This is a genomic window from Chryseobacterium sp. C-71, from assembly GCF_020911865.1.
In the GTDB taxonomy this organism is placed as follows: domain Bacteria; phylum Bacteroidota; class Bacteroidia; order Flavobacteriales; family Weeksellaceae; genus Chryseobacterium.
In genome coordinates, this window is the sequence record NZ_CP087131.1 from 2,648,594 (window position 1) to 2,666,830 (window position 18,237).

Annotated in this window: 16 protein-coding genes; 4 read left to right on the top strand and 12 right to left on the bottom strand. The window is 33.5% G+C overall.

Annotated elements, in window-relative coordinates:
• Nucleotides 1–120: 120 nt before the first annotated feature.
• A complete protein-coding gene (locus tag LNP04_RS12200) occupies nt 121–351 on the top strand; it encodes a hypothetical protein (protein WP_229983236.1) in 231 nt (76 codons plus the stop codon).
• Nucleotides 329–850: a hypothetical protein gene (locus tag LNP04_RS12205; protein WP_229983237.1), complete on the top strand. Its 522-nt coding sequence runs from the start codon at nt 329–331 to the stop codon at nt 848–850. The genes LNP04_RS12200 and LNP04_RS12205 overlap by 23 nt, the downstream gene beginning before the upstream one ends.
• Before the next feature lie 8 nt (nt 851–858).
• On the opposite strand, the gene LNP04_RS12210 is transcribed toward LNP04_RS12205, so the two are convergent.
• Complete coding sequence (locus tag LNP04_RS12210; protein ID WP_229983238.1) at nt 859–1,464, bottom strand: hypothetical protein; 606 nt, start codon at nt 1,462–1,464, stop codon at nt 859–861.
• A 185-nt stretch (nt 1,465–1,649) separates the two neighbouring features.
• Between LNP04_RS12210 and LNP04_RS12215 the strand changes: the two genes are divergently transcribed.
• Nucleotides 1,650–2,213, top strand: a complete 564-nt coding sequence (locus tag LNP04_RS12215) for an alkaline shock response membrane anchor protein AmaP (RefSeq protein WP_229983239.1) — start codon at nt 1,650–1,652, stop codon at nt 2,211–2,213.
• Here LNP04_RS12215 and LNP04_RS12220 read toward each other — a convergent pair.
• Complete coding sequence (locus tag LNP04_RS12220; protein WP_229983240.1) at nt 2,210–3,043, bottom strand: M23 family metallopeptidase; 834 nt, start codon at nt 3,041–3,043, stop codon at nt 2,210–2,212. The two genes, LNP04_RS12215 and LNP04_RS12220, sit on opposite strands and share 4 nt — an antisense overlap.
• A 108-nt stretch (nt 3,044–3,151) precedes the next feature.
• Between LNP04_RS12220 and LNP04_RS12225 the strand changes: the two genes are divergently transcribed.
• Nucleotides 3,152–3,913, top strand: a complete 762-nt coding sequence (locus LNP04_RS12225) for a type III pantothenate kinase (RefSeq protein ID WP_229983241.1) — start codon at nt 3,152–3,154, stop codon at nt 3,911–3,913.
• Between the two features lie 125 nt (nt 3,914–4,038).
• On the opposite strand, the gene LNP04_RS12230 is transcribed toward LNP04_RS12225, so the two are convergent.
• From LNP04_RS12230 to LNP04_RS12275, 10 genes are all read right to left on the bottom strand, one after another.
• On the bottom strand, nt 4,039–4,470 hold the full coding sequence (locus LNP04_RS12230; protein WP_229983242.1) for a nucleoside deaminase: 432 nt from the start codon (nt 4,468–4,470) through the stop codon (nt 4,039–4,041).
• A 53-nt stretch (nt 4,471–4,523) separates the two neighbouring features.
• Nucleotides 4,524–5,072 (bottom strand): hypothetical protein, encoded by a 549-nt coding sequence (locus LNP04_RS12235; protein ID WP_229983243.1) that lies wholly within the window; start codon nt 5,070–5,072, stop codon nt 4,524–4,526.
• Between the two features lie 55 nt (nt 5,073–5,127).
• A complete protein-coding gene (locus LNP04_RS12240) occupies nt 5,128–5,670 on the bottom strand; it encodes an energy transducer TonB (RefSeq protein ID WP_229983244.1) in 543 nt (180 codons plus the stop codon).
• Nucleotides 5,671–5,787: 117 nt separating this feature from the next.
• Nucleotides 5,788–6,708 (bottom strand): YafY family protein, encoded by a 921-nt coding sequence (locus tag LNP04_RS12245; RefSeq protein ID WP_229983245.1) that lies wholly within the window; start codon nt 6,706–6,708, stop codon nt 5,788–5,790.
• A 678-nt stretch (nt 6,709–7,386) separates the two neighbouring features.
• Entirely contained in the window at nt 7,387–8,589 is a 1,203-nt protein-coding gene (locus tag LNP04_RS12250; protein WP_229982814.1) for an IS256 family transposase, read from the bottom strand.
• A gap of 355 nt (nt 8,590–8,944) precedes the next feature.
• Nucleotides 8,945–9,172 carry a hypothetical protein gene (locus tag LNP04_RS12255; RefSeq protein ID WP_229983246.1) on the bottom strand — a complete coding sequence of 76 codons (228 nt, stop codon included), beginning with the start codon at nt 9,170–9,172 and terminating at the stop codon, nt 8,945–8,947.
• Between the two features lie 3 nt (nt 9,173–9,175).
• A complete protein-coding gene (locus tag LNP04_RS12260; protein ID WP_229983247.1) occupies nt 9,176–9,871 on the bottom strand; it encodes a hypothetical protein in 696 nt (231 codons plus the stop codon).
• On the bottom strand, nt 9,856–11,595 hold the full coding sequence (locus LNP04_RS12265; RefSeq protein ID WP_229983248.1) for a hypothetical protein: 1,740 nt from the start codon (nt 11,593–11,595) through the stop codon (nt 9,856–9,858). The genes LNP04_RS12260 and LNP04_RS12265 overlap by 16 nt, the downstream gene beginning before the upstream one ends.
• Before the next feature lie 132 nt (nt 11,596–11,727).
• On the bottom strand, nt 11,728–15,801 hold the full coding sequence (locus LNP04_RS12270) for a hypothetical protein (RefSeq protein WP_229983249.1): 4,074 nt from the start codon (nt 15,799–15,801) through the stop codon (nt 11,728–11,730).
• Nucleotides 15,802–16,006: 205 nt separating this feature from the next.
• Nucleotides 16,007–17,665 carry a hypothetical protein gene (locus LNP04_RS12275; RefSeq protein WP_229983250.1) on the bottom strand — a complete coding sequence of 553 codons (1,659 nt, stop codon included), beginning with the start codon at nt 17,663–17,665 and terminating at the stop codon, nt 16,007–16,009.
• Nucleotides 17,666–18,237: the final 572 nt, after the last annotated feature.

Below are 18,237 nucleotides of genomic sequence, written 5' to 3' on the forward strand. Positions count from 1 at the left end.
ATTTTGTTTAAAACGGCTATGTTGCAGATTGAAGTAAATTAGATTTTATTAAAGCAATTGTATTAGATACCAGACTTAAGAGAATAGAACTTTTGTATATTTAAATATTAGTTTAGACAAATGAAAAATTTTATTTTGGTATTTCTAATTATTTTCGTGATTGTTGCTTGTGAAGAGGAAAAAAATAATGGTTTTAAAACTGAAGAGAAAAGCATTGAATACGTTTTGAAAAAGTTCCCCATGATTGATAGAGATCTAATGCAAGTTCGACAGGTAAACTTAGATTCTCTCTCAATTACTTTATTTAGAAATCCTCAAAAAAATGATTATGATGAAAGTGCTTGTTTTTGAAAAAAACAAGCACTTTTACGCTATTCCATTTCTTTCAAACATGTATTTTGATTATTGGGGATTTCGAAATGAAACACAATTGCAGTTATATGCAAAAACCAATACAACGTTTGAGCAGCAATTTAAAGATGTCATTAGAGAATTAAAATTAAAACCTGATGAATTCAGATTACTTTTTGATGAATTAATGCTGAGTATTCTACATACAGAGACAAACTTGCATTTTAAGCCGAAAATTTTAGAAAATTTTGTTTACAGTACAGAAAGGGTGGACAAATATAAAATTGAAGAGTCTGAAGTATGTATTGCAAGAACTAAAAGAATTTTTGAAGAGATAAAAAAAGATTCACAAAAAACATGGCGGTATGAGAAATACTTTCTTGACTCGGAAAACGGAAGAGTTTATAAGCTAATCAATACATCTCATCTAAGCGGAAAATTTAGTTTTCAGATACAAGTATATCGAATTGATTGTTTCTCTTATTCTTTAAATATTTAGAGTGTGCCTTATTGAACCAAATTTAGATATCCTTCATCAGATAATGTAAGCTGATAATTGCACGTTTCTGAAGAGTTGCCATTGCGGTCAATTGTATCATAAGAATGAAAAACTTTAACATTAAAAATAGAATCAGATATTTTTTTTGTTCCCACATTTTCACCACCATAACCGGAGTTATAATTAGAATGAGCTAAAAACATTGAAGTGACTTTATCATTTATCTGATTGATGATATATAATGAAGAGTTCTGACCAACATGAAGCTCAAATGCTAAGTACTGTTTGATATGATTATTCTGAATATATCCTAAAACATACAGTGGAATATCTCCTTTTCGATCAGGAATTTGAAAAAACTCACTTCTTGGGACAAATACTATTTGATTCTTGTTAATTTCTTCAAAATTATTACCCATTTCAAGATAAGAATTGAGTGAATGTTCGTCAATCTCTTTAAGATTTGGGATGTCTTTTATCTGTTTTAAGGCTTCACTACCTGTATAATTATAGTAAAATGAGTAGTCAGTACAGTTTGAAGTTGTTGCTTTTTTTCTACTGATGCAACTTAGGTTAATGAGAAGAAGGAGAAGTACGGTGAAAGAATATTTCATAGTATATTAAATAATTTAGACCTTCAAAGATATATTTCGAGACTTAATTAGCCTTAAAAATTATATGTCGCAAATTAAAACTATTTAATTTAATGTTAGAATTCTTATAGATTGAAAATAATTAAAAGTTAGTTTTTCTTTCGATTCTTTGATTTATTTTTGACAACCTAAAAAAAGAATTAATAATGATGAGTAAAAAGATTGTTCCGGTAGTAATTCCTTTAAGTAAAATGAAAATGATGTTGCTTTTTATTGGGGCAGTACTATTTGTTGTTCTTGGGTTAATTTTAATAATACATGAACCGGAATCTATCAATCATTCAAACAGATATGCTTGGATAATGAAACCTTTTCCTCGTTTTCTGGCGGGTTTTGTCTGTGTTGTTTTTTTTGGTCTTGCAGCAATAACAATGTTGTTTAGATTGTTTAATAAAAAACCGGGACTAATTATTAACGAAAAAGGGATTAATGATAATTCCAGTGCTCTTGCATTAGGTTTTATACCTTGGAAAGACATTAAAGAAGTTAAAATGGTGACTGTCAATCAAAACAAATTTATCCTTATCATAGTGCGGAATCCAATAGATTATCTTAATAAGACAACTCGATGGTTGAAACTTAGAGGGCTCAAGTTAAATTTCAGGTATTATGAAACGCCAATCTGTATTTCGGCTAATTCATTACAGATAAAATTTGATGAACTTTATACATTGCTGGTTGATAATGTGAATCAATTTAAGAATAATTAATACGCCCTCGAATACGATTTCTTTTCCTCTAAAAACTCTACTTTTTTTCTATCTCCGGTTCTGAAAAGCGTTTTCACCGTAACTCTGTTTTTCTCTGCCGTCGCACTTGAGAGATATACGTTAAAATGAAGATGCGGTCCGCTGCTCCAGCCGGTATTTCCACTGTAAGCAATGAATTGTCCTTTTGTCACGCTGTCTCCGAGTTTTACCTGAACACCGTTTTGCTGTAAATGATAATATTGAGCAATCGTACCATCGGGATGCAAGATAGATACATAATTCCCGAAAGGTGCACAACTTTGGGTAGGGCAGCTTTTGTTATTACTCTGTACAATCTCTATGACCAAGCCTTCTCTTGATGCTAAAACTTCTGTGCCTTCAGGCATAATGAAGTCTAAAGAATTTTCATTTTGGTGAGAAAAATTTCCGTTATATCCCTGATGAATCCAGAATGCTTTTCCTTTTCCGAAAGGTAAATCGTAGACATATTGAGTATCGTAATTTTTTATCGTGATGTCACCGATGTAGCTTTTGTATCCGGGCATTTTTTTGATTCCCCAGCCTTTCTTTTTATCGTTCACGACAAAGAAAGTCACTTTTTGCCTCATTGTTTTTGCAGGAATGACCTGCGCGGTTCTAAATAATTCAGGTTTCTTTAAATTGTTGATCTCCGGCTGACCATTGAAAACCAACGACACAGGATAAATCTCCTGATTGTCAACATAGAATGTGATAGTGTCGCCTTTTCTCTCGTTGTACATTTTGACGTTTTTCTGAGAGAAAAGAATTGCAAATTGACTGATGAATATGAGGATTGTAAGTTTTTTCATTGGTGTTTCGAGCTTAATCAATTGTTTTTACAATTATAAATCATTTTTATAGATATTAAAAGGCTCTTTTTATGAAAATTGTTAAATTTACCACCGAAAAGCTATTCAATGAATTCTATCATAATCAATGTTGGAAACAGCAATATCAGATTTGGTCTTTTTGATGATGACAATTGTGACATCTCTTGGGTCATCAATACAAAACCGTACAGAACTGCAGATGAGTTGCATGGTCAGATGTTGATCTTATATCAAACCTATAAAGTTGATCCTAAAAAAATCGAGAAAATTATTATTGGCTCTGTAGTTCCGCAATTAACAAGGGAAATTACGTCTGCGATAAGAAAAATTCACGGAATTGTTCCAATTATGGTAGACCGCAATACACCGTCGGAGGTTATCGCAAAATCTAAGCAGATGGGAACGGATATTTATGCCAATCTCGTAGCTGCGCATAATATGTATCCCGACAGAAAAAAAATTGTGCTTGATTTCGGCACTGCGCTTACTGCAAGCTGTGTCGCAGAAAATGGCGAAACTTTAGGCGTGATCATTGCTCCGGGCATCGTGACATCATTAAATTCTTTGATTAGCCAAACTGCTCAGCTTCCGGAAATTGAACTCATAAAACCAAAATCTGTTTTAGGTTTAGATACCATCAGTTGCATGCAAAGCGGGATGGTTTACGGTTTCCTCGGAATGGTGGAAGGTTTTATCGACCGTATCAATGATGAGGTGAACGACGAGTGTTTTGTGATAGCTACAGGTGGAGTTTCTCACGTTTACAAACCGTTGACCGATAAAATACATATTGCAGACCGACTACATACTTTGAAAGGTTTGTATTTCTTAGGCAAAGATTTAGATTAATTTTAATTACAAAAACAATAATAATTTAACGGCATTTTTGTCATTCCGTAGGAATCTCAATAAAGTGAGTAAAAACAGTTGAGATTCCTACGGAATGACAAACTTGAATATGATTTTGTATTAATTTATCTCTTAGATTTAAAAAACTCTTTCACAATAGAAGAGCATTCATTTTCCATAATTCCGGTGATGATTTCTGTTTTGGGATGAAGGGCTAAATTTTTATTGATAAAACCTCGCTGCTCGTCTCTTGCGCCGATGACCACTTTTGAAATCTGAGACCAAGACAAAGCTCCCGAACACATCACGCAAGGTTCTAAAGTCACATACAAAGTACAGTTGATCAAATATTTTCCACCTAAAAAATTAGCAGCAGAGGTGATGGCCTGCATTTCGGCGTGGGCGGTAACATCGTTTAAGGTTTCGGTAAGATTGTGTGCTCGTGCAATCACACGATTATTTGAAACCACTACACATCCGATAGGAACCTCATCTTTTTCGAAGGCAATTTCGGCTTCCTGAAAAGCCATTTTCATAAAATATTCGTCGGTAAACATAAAAATAAAAGCTTAGTGCAAAACTAAGCTTTTCATTAAATATTTTTAAGAATTTAGAATCGATATCCGATACCACCCATTATTTTTCCGGTTACTTCATCAAAATAATGCTTGTCTCTATCTCCGAATCTTCTGGCAATACCACCACTGGCTTCAATAACTAAATTGTTTTTCATTACCCATTTTCCTCCGACTCCAAAACCGACTCCTACGGTTGTAAAATTGCCCTTGGTGACAGATGAGGTGTAATAATATCCGTTGATGTCGTCATAATTATATGAATAAATGTCATTAGATTCTGTAGTTACGGGTATGAAGCCTTCCAGAAAAAATCCGGAGGCATATTTTTTACCAAAATACATTCTGTAAAAAGCTGAGAATTGCGAAAATCTGCCATCTTCAGGATCTAATTTGATCAATGCATTAATACCCAGTCCTTTATTTTCAGACAAAAGTCTTTCATAAGAAACATTAGCCATCGGGACGGCAATTAATAAAATAGGATCTGCAAGAACGTCGTTTTTTCTTTGTTTTTCTGTTTCCTGAGCTTGTGCAGAAAATAATCCGAAAAATAGAGAGAATGAGAGTAAAAGTCTTTTCATAGATTTTTTCTCAAAAGTAGTATTAATAATGAAACGACAAAGAAAAATTTAGTAATTACTCAAGGTTCATCGCTAAAGGCAGTCTGAAGCGATATCTTACAGGGTTTCCGTTAACAGAAGCAGGAGAAAATTTATCCGGAACCGAGTATAATGCAATCTCGGCCTGACGGTTAAACGTAAAATTATCACCTTCTGCCTGCACATTGCTGATGGTGCCATCTTGTTCTACAACAAAAGCGACTACAGCTTTGCTGTTTCCTGTTTCAGAATAAACACCATCTCCGTAGAAGAGATCTGCAACCTGTTTTCTCAAGTTATTCATGCCGCCGGGATAATTGGCAGTCTGGTCTATCGTTTTAGAAACAGCAGGTAATGCAGGTGTTGATTTGGTATTAATCTTACTAAGATCTTCAAGGTTTTTTACTTTAAGCAAAGCTCCGATGAGTGCCACATTCTCAATGCTGTCCATCTTTTTCATGAAAAAGAGAAAATCCTGTTTGATAGATGTTTTTATGACCGTATTTTTTTCGGCATCAAATTTTTTCTTGAATTCCTGATTAAGCATGCTTCTATGCTGATTGTAATAGTTTTTTACCATCTTGAATTCCTCGACCTGTTGAGAAAAGCAAAATGTTGAGAGAAACATAAAAAAGAGATGTAAAGCTTTCAAAAGATGATTGTTTATGTAAATGTAATCAAAAAAGATGCAAAACATTTAATCTTCAAAATAACTGTTGAGCGATTCTTGTAAATGTTTTTTAATATCTTCAACTAAAGCTTTAGGTTCAAGAACTTTTACTTCTTTTCCATATGATAAAATCTCCTGCATAAAGTCATAAGTAGGGTGGAGGAAAAACTCAAAAATGATTTCTTCCGGAGTTTCTTTGATTTCCTTCTGAGACTGATGAAGTGCAAAACTACGAATATATTCTCCTTGATGTCTGCTGCATTTCAGAACAATTTTCTGAGGATTTTGTTCGGTAAGATTCATCACTCCGAAAGCATTTTTAAAATGTTCTCTGAAGTTGTATTTATATTTTTCTCTGAATTTTATCGCATTGACATCCAAATAATTAATTCGGTCTAAACCAAATGATTTCAAAGCTTTGTCTTTGGTGTCAATCGCAATAAGATACCAACGGTCTTTAGATTCTTTCAATGCCAAAGGATGAACTTTTCGTGAAGTCATCAGCTTATTTTTGTAATTATAGTGTTCAAAAGTCACGACTCTTTTATTGCGAATGGCAAAGAAAAGATCATAAAAATGCTCGACACCGGTAGGTTTTCTGCTTTCAAAAAAGATAAAATCTGCAAAATCCGGGTGTACATTTAATGCATTACTTACCTGAAAAGATTCTAATAATTTCTGGTTGTACTCATCAACTTCCATAATCGGCCGGCTCTCAATATAATAACGGTTGTCGCCTTTCTTTTTGTTGTGAATAGAAAGATTAAAAAGCCCTGAAATCTCACGGATATCCCTCTGTAAAGTACGGATAGAGTAACTTTTTATATCTGCATCCTGAAATTCAAAAGAATTGAGAAGATAATCCTCCAGCTGTGAATAAGTAGACGGAGCGCTTTCTAATTTCTTAATGATTAAGGCATATCTTGTGAGGTAGAAGTCTTTTTTCATTCGGGTATTTTTATGTTTTTAGCTTTGCTGTTTTGTTTTTGTTGAATGGAACGCAAGCGCTTCATGGTTTAATTTTCTAAAACAAATATATGCGGTTAATGCGACAAAAGGTGTCGTGTTTTATTTTTGTGGATAAGTTTTTGGAATATATTCTTAAACTTTCTAAAAGAATTTCTTTGTATTCATTTCGGATAAAAACGTCCAGCCAGCCTACAACTGCAAAACTTATGAAGTATAATCCTTCGGAATTGTGGAATTTGTAATTTCTACTCATCATTATATGTTTTATAAAGATAAAAATAATACAATTTTAGAGAATGAAGTTTAAAAGAAAAAGCCACACGATACAATCGTGCGGCAGCGGGTGATTTGTAATTTCTACTCATCAATGTATGTTTTAACTAAAGATAGAAATTTTTTGAGAAATTTTTGAAAATAAAAGCCACACTAAAGGATTCGTGCGGCAGCGGGAGCCTGTTTAAAAATGATTAAAAAACAAATTTTCAAGTCATTTTTCTTTTTCCCAATCCTAAAGGGTGGAAAAATGCCTTGAAAATTTCATCAAAATTAACTCCCTTTAGGGTCGGAGAAATTAATTTTGATGAAATTTAAACAGGCTCTTAGCTTCTCCAGACACTGTCCCATTAAGTGTGTAAATTAAAAAGTTAGGGCTTAGATTTATAATCTGAGCCTATTTTCAAAAATAAGCATAAATTGGTTTAAAATCAATCCCCAATTTTGGATGGGCATGGTCCATTTTTTAGTTGCTTCTTTCAATGCTAAATAAACAGATTTTATAACTGCATCATCTGTAGGGAAAGACATTTTGTTTTTGGTGTATTTTCGGATTTTCCCGTTTAGATTTTCAATTAAATTGGTCGTGTAAATTATTTTTCTAATCTCGATTGGAAACTCAAAAAAGACGGTTAATTCGTCCCAATGAGTTCTCCAGGATTGTATTGCATAGAGATATTTACTTTCCCATTTGGTTGCAAAGTCGTCCAAAGCTGCTTTTGCCGCTTCTTTTGTGGGGGCAGTATAAATGTGTTTCATATCTGCAGAAAATTCTTTCCTATCTTTCCAGACAACATATTTACATGCATTTCTAATTTGGTGAACTACGCAGATTTGGGTTTGAGATTGCGGAAAAACCGAGCGAATGGTCTGGGTAAATCCATTCAGATTATCGGTAGCAGTGATGAGAATATCTTCTACGCCACGAGCTTTTAAATCGGTCAGAACATTCATCCAAAAGCTGGAGCTTTCGTTCTTTCCGAGCCACATCCCGAGAACTTCTTTTTTACCTTCACGATTGAGTCCTACGGCTAAATAAATGGTTTTGTTGATGACCTTGGAGTTTTCACGAACCTTGAAAACAATCCCGTCCATCCAGACAATCAGATATACTTCATCCAATGGTCGGTTCTGCCAGGCAACCACTTCGCTGGCAACAGCATTGGTGATTCGTGAGATGGTGGAAGTCGAAACGTCAAAATCATACATTTCTTTGATTTGCTCTTCAATATCACTTACACTCATCCCTTTAGCATAAAATGAGATGATAATGTTCTCCAAACCATCGATGATATTGTGTCTCTTTGGAACTAATGCTGGTTCAAAACTGCCTTCCCTATCTCTGGGAACTTTTATTTCTGATTCGCCGAATGAGGACTTTATCCTCTTGGTTGCGTGTCCGTTCCGATAGTTTCCATTAATGGTTTTTTCGTGTTTTGAATTATCCAGATGGCTGTCAAGTTCAGCATCCAACATATGTTCTACTGCTTTTTTGTGCAGCTCTTTAAAGAATGAGGTTAAATCTTCCCCGTTCTTAAAGGATTTGTAGAAATCCTTATTGTTTAGTAAATCTTCTTTGTCGATCATAACTATGTAATGGTTAAAAATAATAAAAAGTTATTTCCGTAAAATTTTTTGAGCTATAAGGGCTCAAAATTTTACAGAATAACTTTTTAACTTACACAGTTAGTGAGATACTACCCTTCTCCATGAATTCTTTGCCGAATTCTTTAATAAATTCTTTTAAAGAAGACTTTCTGTATACATTATCTAAATACTCATTCGCTGTTTTTCCCTCTTTTTTTTGTTTTGGCTTCAATATCTTTGACAAAGTCATCTAAACTTTCCTCTGGTATATCATCAAATAGGTATACTTTAATTAGAATTAAAAAAATACGGCAACTTATGGTTGCCGTTACGTTAGTTAAAATATATTCTTTATTTATAAAATAATATACTTAATATTTTCTTCTTCAAGACTGCTTTTTATTTCATCAATATTTTGAGAATCACAATTGATAGTAACCTCATCTTCTTTTTCATATTTCTTCATAAATTCACTTACTTCTTGAAGCGATTTAATTAAATTCTTATCTCGAAATAATGACAAAACCTTCAATATAACAATTCCTTGATTATTTTCTCTTTTAATTCTAATTTTATTTCCCATAATCTACTTTTTTATCCAAAATAATTTCACTTTATGCTCAGTAATTACAATATCTACAGGTTTAAATTTACCCTCTAAAGCCTTATTTAGAGCTTTTCCAGCTGGTGTAGCAAGAGCTGCTTCTATTGGGTTTTTCGATATTTGATAGACATTCATGAACTCAGCATAATTTGTACCTAAAGCTCCTGACCCATAGCTTGCTTCAATTTTTTCAAACTTTATTTTGTCAAGCAATTTATACATTGCAGTAGACACTTCTTGCTGCTGTATTGATACATCAAACATATTAAACAAAACACCATCTTTAGTTATTGTAGACATTCCTTGCCACAACTTTTCTCCGTTACGATTTATTAAATAATGTGTAATTTCTTTTACACCATCTTTTGCAATAACAAAGTCATGAGCAAATTTATACCCCAATTTTCTAAATTTAAAATCTTTTGCGTTGATTTCATCATCAAAAGAGCTATGAGTTAATTCATCTAAATATTCATTCGCTGTTTTCCCTTGTTTTTTCGCTTTTATCTCAATATCTCTGATAAAGTCATCTAAACTTTCTTCTGGTATATCATCAAAATAAGTAATATTTCCGTCCTTATTTTTAATAGAACAGACCTTCTTACCATCTTTTACTTTGGTGTCTAATATAATACAATTCCACATATTTCCCATAGCTTCATTTATTTTATTGGACACATATTAAATACACCGTTTTCATATTTGGTAGGTCGAAGTCCTATTTTCTCAAACAAGTCTCGCGACTTTTGACCAAAGAAATCTTCGTATGCTTCCTTAAGGAAATCTCTCAGTTTCATTCCTACATTAAAGATTTCTTCTATCCAGATTTTTAATTCATCAAATAAGGCTTTAGCTCCTTTTTTCAATTTGGTAAAAATCTCACTTACAAAATCAATAAAAGAAACCAATAATCCTCCGGTAAAACTGATTCCCGCAAACATTGCTTCCTGCATTTTTTTCAAGGGACTTCTCATAAAATCAAGTGTTTTATCGATTATTCTAACGGCCGCTGCAGTACCTCCGGTAAGTAAGGTTTCAAGGATAATATCTATAATTAAACCTATAATATATCCCACATAATAAAATACTTGCTCAAGAGAGATATTTGGAGCCTGTGCTTTGAGCCACTGATATATTTTTTGAGCTGTAGTTATCTGAAAACTTATCCACTCAAACAGAAATTTATCGATCTCAAATTTTTCCATTGCTTCAGAAAACTGTTCAAAAAATTCTAATACATAATCTGCCACTATTGATGGGTCTTTCTGAATGTCTTGTAAAGTAGCTAAACCTTTAAAAAGTAAAGCTATAATTGAAAAAATCCCTGCAATAATATCTATCAAGCTATTATAAACTCCACATAGCAATGCATTTACACAGCTAATTGATTTGGCAGCTAAAAATTGCAGATAAGGAGTGTACTGTTGAAGCTGTCCTTTTAGAGAATCCAATCCATTAAGAAAGCTTTGTGAAATTTTATGAAGCGTAGTGGAAAAGCTTTCAGGAAGTTTACCATTTATTGTGGAAATAACTTTCGTAAACTCTGCCTTTTTAGTATCTACAATCTCAAAGAATTTATCGAATACGCCTTTTATAATATTTTCACCGGCATTAAAGTTTTTTTGAGGTTCATCATAAACAGAATGATTATAGAAAGGTTTTAGATTGTCCCAAACTACAGGAGGAACAATAAATGGTTTGTAATTTTCGACTGCAGGATTCCAGTCGACTTCTTCAAGTCTTAATTTTTGAATGTTTTTAGCTATTCCCTCCTCAAAAAAGTCTCCTAAACCATCGAATAGTACATCTTGAAAAAATTCGACTATACTTTTAAAGGTAGAATCTTTCACTTGTAATAACCAGCTTAAAAATGATTCTCTATTTGCCAATGCCTCTTTTTCAATAAGATCTTTAAAATTTTCTGTGGTAATTCTTACATTGTGCATATTGACAAGGTACTGTAGCTTAACAATAGGAATTTTAGATACATCTTTAATTTGGGGCGAAACTTTTACCCGCATTATGGTATTTACATTAGAGTCACTATGAATTTCCAGAAAAATATTTACAGATTCTTCTGTAGGAACAAACGAGTTGTACATACTAAGAAGTTGTAAACCATTTTTAGCCATATAAATATTTACTACAATGTCATCGAACTTAGATTTATAGTTTGGAATAAAAACAGGATCAATTTTTTTTTCATCAATCTGTAGGGTTTCATCGTCAGTGTAAACATTATAATTATTTGTAGAAATATCTGGAACCCCACCATAAAATTTATTAGCTAATTCTCTCTCAGAATAAGTAGTGAAGATATTTTCTTCTTGATTTTTGGATAATTCCTTCCATTTATTTTTTGAAAATTTATTAAATGAAGGGCGGTTTATATTATTTTCCATTTTTCTTTGTTTTTTAGTTGTTAAACATTTTCATTAATCTTTTCAAATGCATTAGGATATAAGGCAGCACAATAAAGTGCTGCCCAATAGCCTCGGTTTTTACCCGATAAATAATTTGAAAATTTTAAAAGATTACACTAAAAATTTAGATAATGGAGCCTGATTTTTATACTCGTCGTAAGAAAGTGTCTGCCCATTTTTATCTAAGATTTTTGAAAGTCCAAAATCAAGATGAGGGGAAGTTACTTTCACATAAGTATCTGCATCTGTAGTAAAAGCAAGCATTTTTTCAGCAGGATTTGCACCCACTTCAGCAAAATCGAAATTTTTAATAAGTCTTGCATTTACTTTAAATGTAATATCGTTTTTTCCTGTAGGGTAAGCTTCTACACCTTCAATTTGTGAAACTTCTTCTGCAATACGTTTGTAAAGCTTTATTGAAGGTTCCGATTCATCAAATTCTTTTTCTATTTCAAATGAATTCCCCAGACAGGTATATGTTTTAGGAAAGTAATCCACTTTAACATAATCAAGAATTGTTTTGAATGAATTATCATGCATCTCATTAAAACTGATTTGTACCCATTTGTCAGCTGATTGGCCAATCTGGTTGTTATTCAATTCAAAATTGCTTCCGCACATTTCGCCTAACTGATCGTCAAACTTCACTCCTGGCTCGCAGTTACAAGGCAAAGCTTTTTCTACTCTTAGGCCGATAGAATCTGCCTGAAGAATGGTTAAAGCTGTAGGGATTTTTTCTCTCCACGGTTCGCCTTGTTTTTTACCTAACGCAGAACGCATTTCGTCTACAATGGATAAGAACATTGGGTCGTCAATTACAGGAACTTCACCGCCGTTCCAGATTTGTCCGGTTGCCAGGAAGTGTCTTACTGCTTCTTCAAATCCGGGTCTGACAGTAACAATTACTCTCGCCATACCAGACTGCATAAACGCTCTGACTGTAGGGTCGTTGTCATCAAACTGATACATGTCTGACCATCTGTCTCTTTTACCCCAGTAATAAGGATAGAAATAGTAGCTCATAATATCCCATTCAAATGCCTGCTCCATGAACTTTACAAATGCGGCGTATTGATCTAAACCTGAATCTAATTTAATTTCTGTATTAGTAAAGTTTTCAGTTGCATTATCGGTCTGATAATATTTGTTTTTACCAAACGTCAACGCAGCTCCAGGATTCTGATCAATCATGTATGAAATACAGTTTTTTCTTAATACTGTATTTTCAATTTTTCTGTAAAAACCAGGGTTTGAACCTTTGATTTGTACACCTAATGCTTTTGCTTCTGATAGGGTTTGGTTGTATTTTTCTAATTCAATTTCGTATGCTTCGATGATTTTGTTGAAAGTTTTTTGTAACCAAGCGTTTTTAGATTCTAAAGTCTGTCTACATTGAATATCTATTACTGCATTTCCTGTATGAAAATTAGTAACGGCAAATGAAACGGGAATCATTTCTTTGTAATTATCTATATAAGCAGACTGACTTGAATCATCAATCCTACTTGGATTAGAGATAAATGATTTATTTCCTACTCCCACTAAAATTTTACTATCCCAACCACCTATAGCTACCATGCCGTTGAAGTTAACCTTTGTAAAGTACGTTTCGTATCCAGCAGGTATTGTTATATCGGCTGACTTTGAACAACCCCTTTCTTTATCCTGTGAATAAAAGTCAAAAGATTTTCCTATTGAAATTATAGGTGTTAATTTTTCATCTACTTCTACATTCAATTTACTTAACCAAAAATTTAATGTGACATCATTATTTAGTGCTGTAAAATCTTTCATTTGCATGTGAGCTGCATCAAGACTTCTTGGGTCAATAGGTTTTACCAATTGCTGAGAACTGTCAATCATTTTTACTCCTAAAGTATGTAGCTTAGCAGGCTCAGGAATCATGAACTCAAACATCATGCGTTTACCGTAATTGTAGATTTGGTTTTTTACCACCTTATCTACCCATCTGTAAACTCCTACGACATGATTGCTTCCTTTGGTATTATCGAAACCATGCTTGTTGTTTTCTTCGTATTCTTCTAAAACTTTGTCAATACGTTCTTCTTTTACTTTGGTTACAATTCTGTCTAAAGCTCTTGCTGTAATATCTTTGGCTTCTGTAACTGCTTGTCGGTTACTTTCTTCCTTAGAGTTATGAGTGGCATAACTAGCATTGGCACTCATTCCTATCTGTCCACCACCAGTAATATCCCAACTTGCTGTGACTCCAGCATTGGCTGCAAAATCTTTAGATTCCTGTAAGATTTTAGAAATCTCACTCTGCATCTCATGTCTTTCGGTAGAAGTGGTATCGGTCAGTTTTTCCTTTTCAGATTCTGAAGATTTTGTAGTTTGAGACTCGCTTCTTTTTAATCTTCTTGTAGAACGCTCTTTATATTCGCGGGCCATGATGTTTTCGATGTGGGCAACATCTCCTTCTACATAGCAATAGGTACTTTGTTCTACTTTTAGATAATCTGCAATCCCTATGTTTTTCATGCCAAATCCTGAAGGGATGAAAGAAGATGTTTCAGGGTTTTGTATTGGCGTTTCGGGTGTTCCCGGATTCTCCGGTGTTCCTGGTTTTGGTGGGTCTACAGGCATACATCCATTAGCACCTCTGAAATGATATTGTTTAGTCATTCTATCCAAATCATTCGGGTCTATCTCTAATGTGACATTTATATTGTAAATATTGCCATCACTTAGTTTTATTTCTCCTTTTAAAATAAATAGTTCCACTCTGTAAGTTTCGGATGTAGGAATCTTAGGCGAGTCAAACAATAAATAAGAACCTCCACCTAACGGGGATAAGCTTGTTGATGAGAGATTTGCACCGTTTAATTCTATATTGTAGTTTGCAGATACTATTTGCAGATTGCTGTCTAAAGATAAAAGTAAACTCCATTCGGTTGCACTGCGAGCATAGGTTTTGACGCTGTAAGGAATATAGCTAGTAGAAGAATTATTATTCACAGGAATAACGACGCCTCCAACATTTGTAGAAACCTGTTGATTAAGAACCGTATTGTTTAAAACGGTTTGTTGCAGAGACTGAGTGTTTTGAGTAATATTTTGGTTCAGTTCATCAAATGAAGAAATATCTGATAATGCTTCCTCAAGGCTAGATGCACCCAATAATCTGAGCAAAGTATTTTGTTCATTTACATTGAGGCTTCCGTTAATTGTCTCAATATTGATTTCCGGTGTTTCAAATCTGAAATCAAATTCAGGAATTTCTACTTCAGGAGTGGTAATCTGCATGATTTCTTCCTTGATGCGGTGAAGCTCCATATCCAGTTCACTATTGGCATAAAACTTTTCAGGGTCAGCTACGCTAAGCTGAGTGAGATAATTGATTCTGTTTTCTAAAATTTGTTTTTTTCTGTCAGCTTCAGATGATTCTCTTTGTGAACTCCTTAAAAGTGGTTTTACAGTTTGCTGATATTCGTTATATGCTTCTTTGTAAGCTTCATCATATTGCTTTTTAAAAGTTTTTTCTAATTTTGAAAGAGAGTCTTTTAAATCCTGATTTTCTTTCAGGTTAAGAGTTGCTTCCGCAAATTTCATCGATTTATTATCGTAAGTAGTCCTCTGGGCTATTGAAGAACCTGTGCTATTAAAATCGGTTTGAGAAACTTTAAATAATTCTTTTGGGAGAACTACTTTTGCTTTTTTTAAATCTTCAAAACATTCTTCAGTTCCATCATAATTTTCAAGAATATGATTGAGGTGAAGAAACTGCATGAGTGTTTCTTTTGCATAAAAATCTTTTTGGGTAACAACCTGATAAATTAAGTTATCCCAGATAAGTTTTATATCTGCAATGTAAGGAGTGGTGTTTGAAGCTTTATAAGCATTGATTTTGGCATCAAATTCAGATTTTAAGATAGTGGATTTATTTCTCGCTACCCATACTGCAAGATCATAAAAATCGGTGCTATTTAACTTTAAATCATCTTCTGAGTAGATTGAAATAAGCTGTTGCTCATCAATTCTTCTGCTAATAGCCTGTAATGTTTTATCTGTTGGAAGATGCTCATCAAAAACTCCTTTTTGGGTTTCTTTTCTGAAGGCGAATCTTCTTTCTAAATTTTCCGGATTAGATAATTCCGGGTTTCTCATTGCCGCAAATCTGAATAGCGTCTGCGAAGAGTTGTTTGTGTTTAAATTTGTTGACATTTTAAAATTGTTTTGGTTTTTAAGATTAAAATTTAGAAAGCTCTTTTTAGTAGAGTTTTCTTTAGTATAGCTTTGTTTTTTAGGGTGGTTTTAGGCTACAGAATATCCACTCTGATTGTTAATCAGTGAAGTGTTGATGAAAATCTTGAATTAAAATATTAGAATTAAGTTGCGGCAAAACTTGCCAGGTAAACTTAGAATTAGATTAGCTTAAAATCTTAGCATTGCGATAAAATCCTTTTTTGACCAATCTCTGTTGATGGGTAATATAATACTCGTTTGTTTCTTCAGAACGTACTATGTCAACAGCGTTGCCATCTTTATGAACTTCTATATCAAAAGGAGCTGTATTGATTATTGTCATCTGTTTTCCTGGTATCAATTCACTTTCAAGCTCCAGAAATTGTACAGGAAATTGATCTGTAAGGATAATTGTATTAATATTACTTCTAGCAGATATCGAATAATCGGGATCTATATGCTCTGACGCTATTTTGTTCAGGCTTTCTTCGACAAATGAATGAGTTGCATAATCCTGTGACTCTACCCATGATTGGGTTGTAGCAGTGTTTGCTAAATTGTTCCAATTATCAATGTCGGTTTTTGAAAAATCACCTTCACTCCAAATCTTATACCATGTGTTTGACCACGTATCATCAATGCCCTTTCTTATTTTGAGCATTGGTAAGCCAGAACCGTTAATACCTGTTTGGTTTGCAAAAGCTAATTGGTAGGAAGAGTCACCAGTTGATGCAGTTGTTCCATCATAAGGTGAATATGTCATTACACCGGCATAATTACCGGCACCCCCCACAGTATTTGCATTTGCAAAGTCATATCTAACTCTTTGTCCGTTTTCGTTAGGTTTGATATCATTAGGGTTCCGTGAACCGTCTCTACATGCAACAAAATTATTTGTTATTTGTACAGAGTTACCGTTTGATAATGTTAATTGTTGACCACCATTACTCTCGTTACTAACTGATAAAGTTTGGTTTGCGAAATTATTTGAAACCCAATTCTGAGTTGCTACAATTTGACCATCTTCAATAACGGGTAAATATCCTCTTTTGCTCATTGTGGTAGTATTAATCCCCTGCCACAATTCTATTCTATCACCATCTGTGGGAATATCCAATCTTGAATGCCAAGTGTTAATTCCCTTAATATGTAATGAATTCCCATAAGTGCTATGGAACCCTGACCCACCTGCATAATCAGTTATAGAGATTGGGTAATCTACATTTGCTGCATAAGCATCTTGATGTGCTCCTCTAGCTTTTAAATATCCTGCTGAATCATGGTTTCCCCAATTATAAGCTTGTTTCCAATCTTGAGATGTTCCATTGGTATTAGTTACAATATTGTCAATATATCCTCTACCATAAACTGTTAGTGTGCAATCTGGCCTCGTTTCAATACCTGTCCTTAGTGCCATTCTTGCAGTACTCTGACTTAATTGGCAATAGGGGGCATTTCCTATTGTCGGTATATCACTAGATTTAAGCCATCCTATGAAAACATTTTCTTCCAAAGGATTGTCGGGGTTTTTCACCACTGCTTTGTTAGTGCCTGCGTTAATAGAAATAAAATCAGAGTTGTCGGTTGTTCTTTGTATGGCTAATCTTGGCTTTATAAACGTATTTCCAGTGATAATACCTCCTGTAAGTGGTAGATAACTGGGAAGTTGCGATGAAGGTACTTTTCCATTGACCAAATCAGCTTTTCTGTTGAGGTGGTTTTCTACACTTTCAGGAAATTCCCGGTTGTTATGCCAATAATCTTCCATGTAATTCCAAAACCATGTGGATGTGGTGATGTCTTTTTTATTAAAATCAGAATCAAATTTTTCCTTTTTTTCCATATTTTATTTTGTTAAGATTTTTAAGATTAAAATTTTGAAGCCTCTTTTTATTAGAGCTCACTTCAGGTTTTTCAGCCTTGTTTTTTAGGGTGGTTTCTGGCGAAAGATATCCACCTTAGACTCTAATAGGGAAGTTCATGATATTGTGTTTTTACTGTTTGGTTTTTGAACATACTTTTAGCTGTCCAACATTTTGTGAATGGTGAATTCAAAGGCTTTTACGAAAATTTAAATGATAGTTTTCTGTGTTTTTATGATACTCTAAAGGTAGGAACAGGACATGACAGAGCTTGACGTATTAAAAAAAGATTTTAAAAGATACCTTTTTCTAAAATGTCATTTTCAAAAACCTTCCCTGAAGAAATTTGCAATGTCAGAGAGGTGATTTTCGTGATCAAGTTTTGCGTTTTTTCAGAATTGTTATTGGGTTTTCCATAAGATTGTGTTTTTATTGATGAGGTTATTTTTTAATCTTTTTCTCTCTTTATGTTTCAAATATAGCAGACAAAAGCGTCAAAACTTGACGTATTTATAATTGATAATAATTTTTTTAACTGGTTTAAAAATAAAAT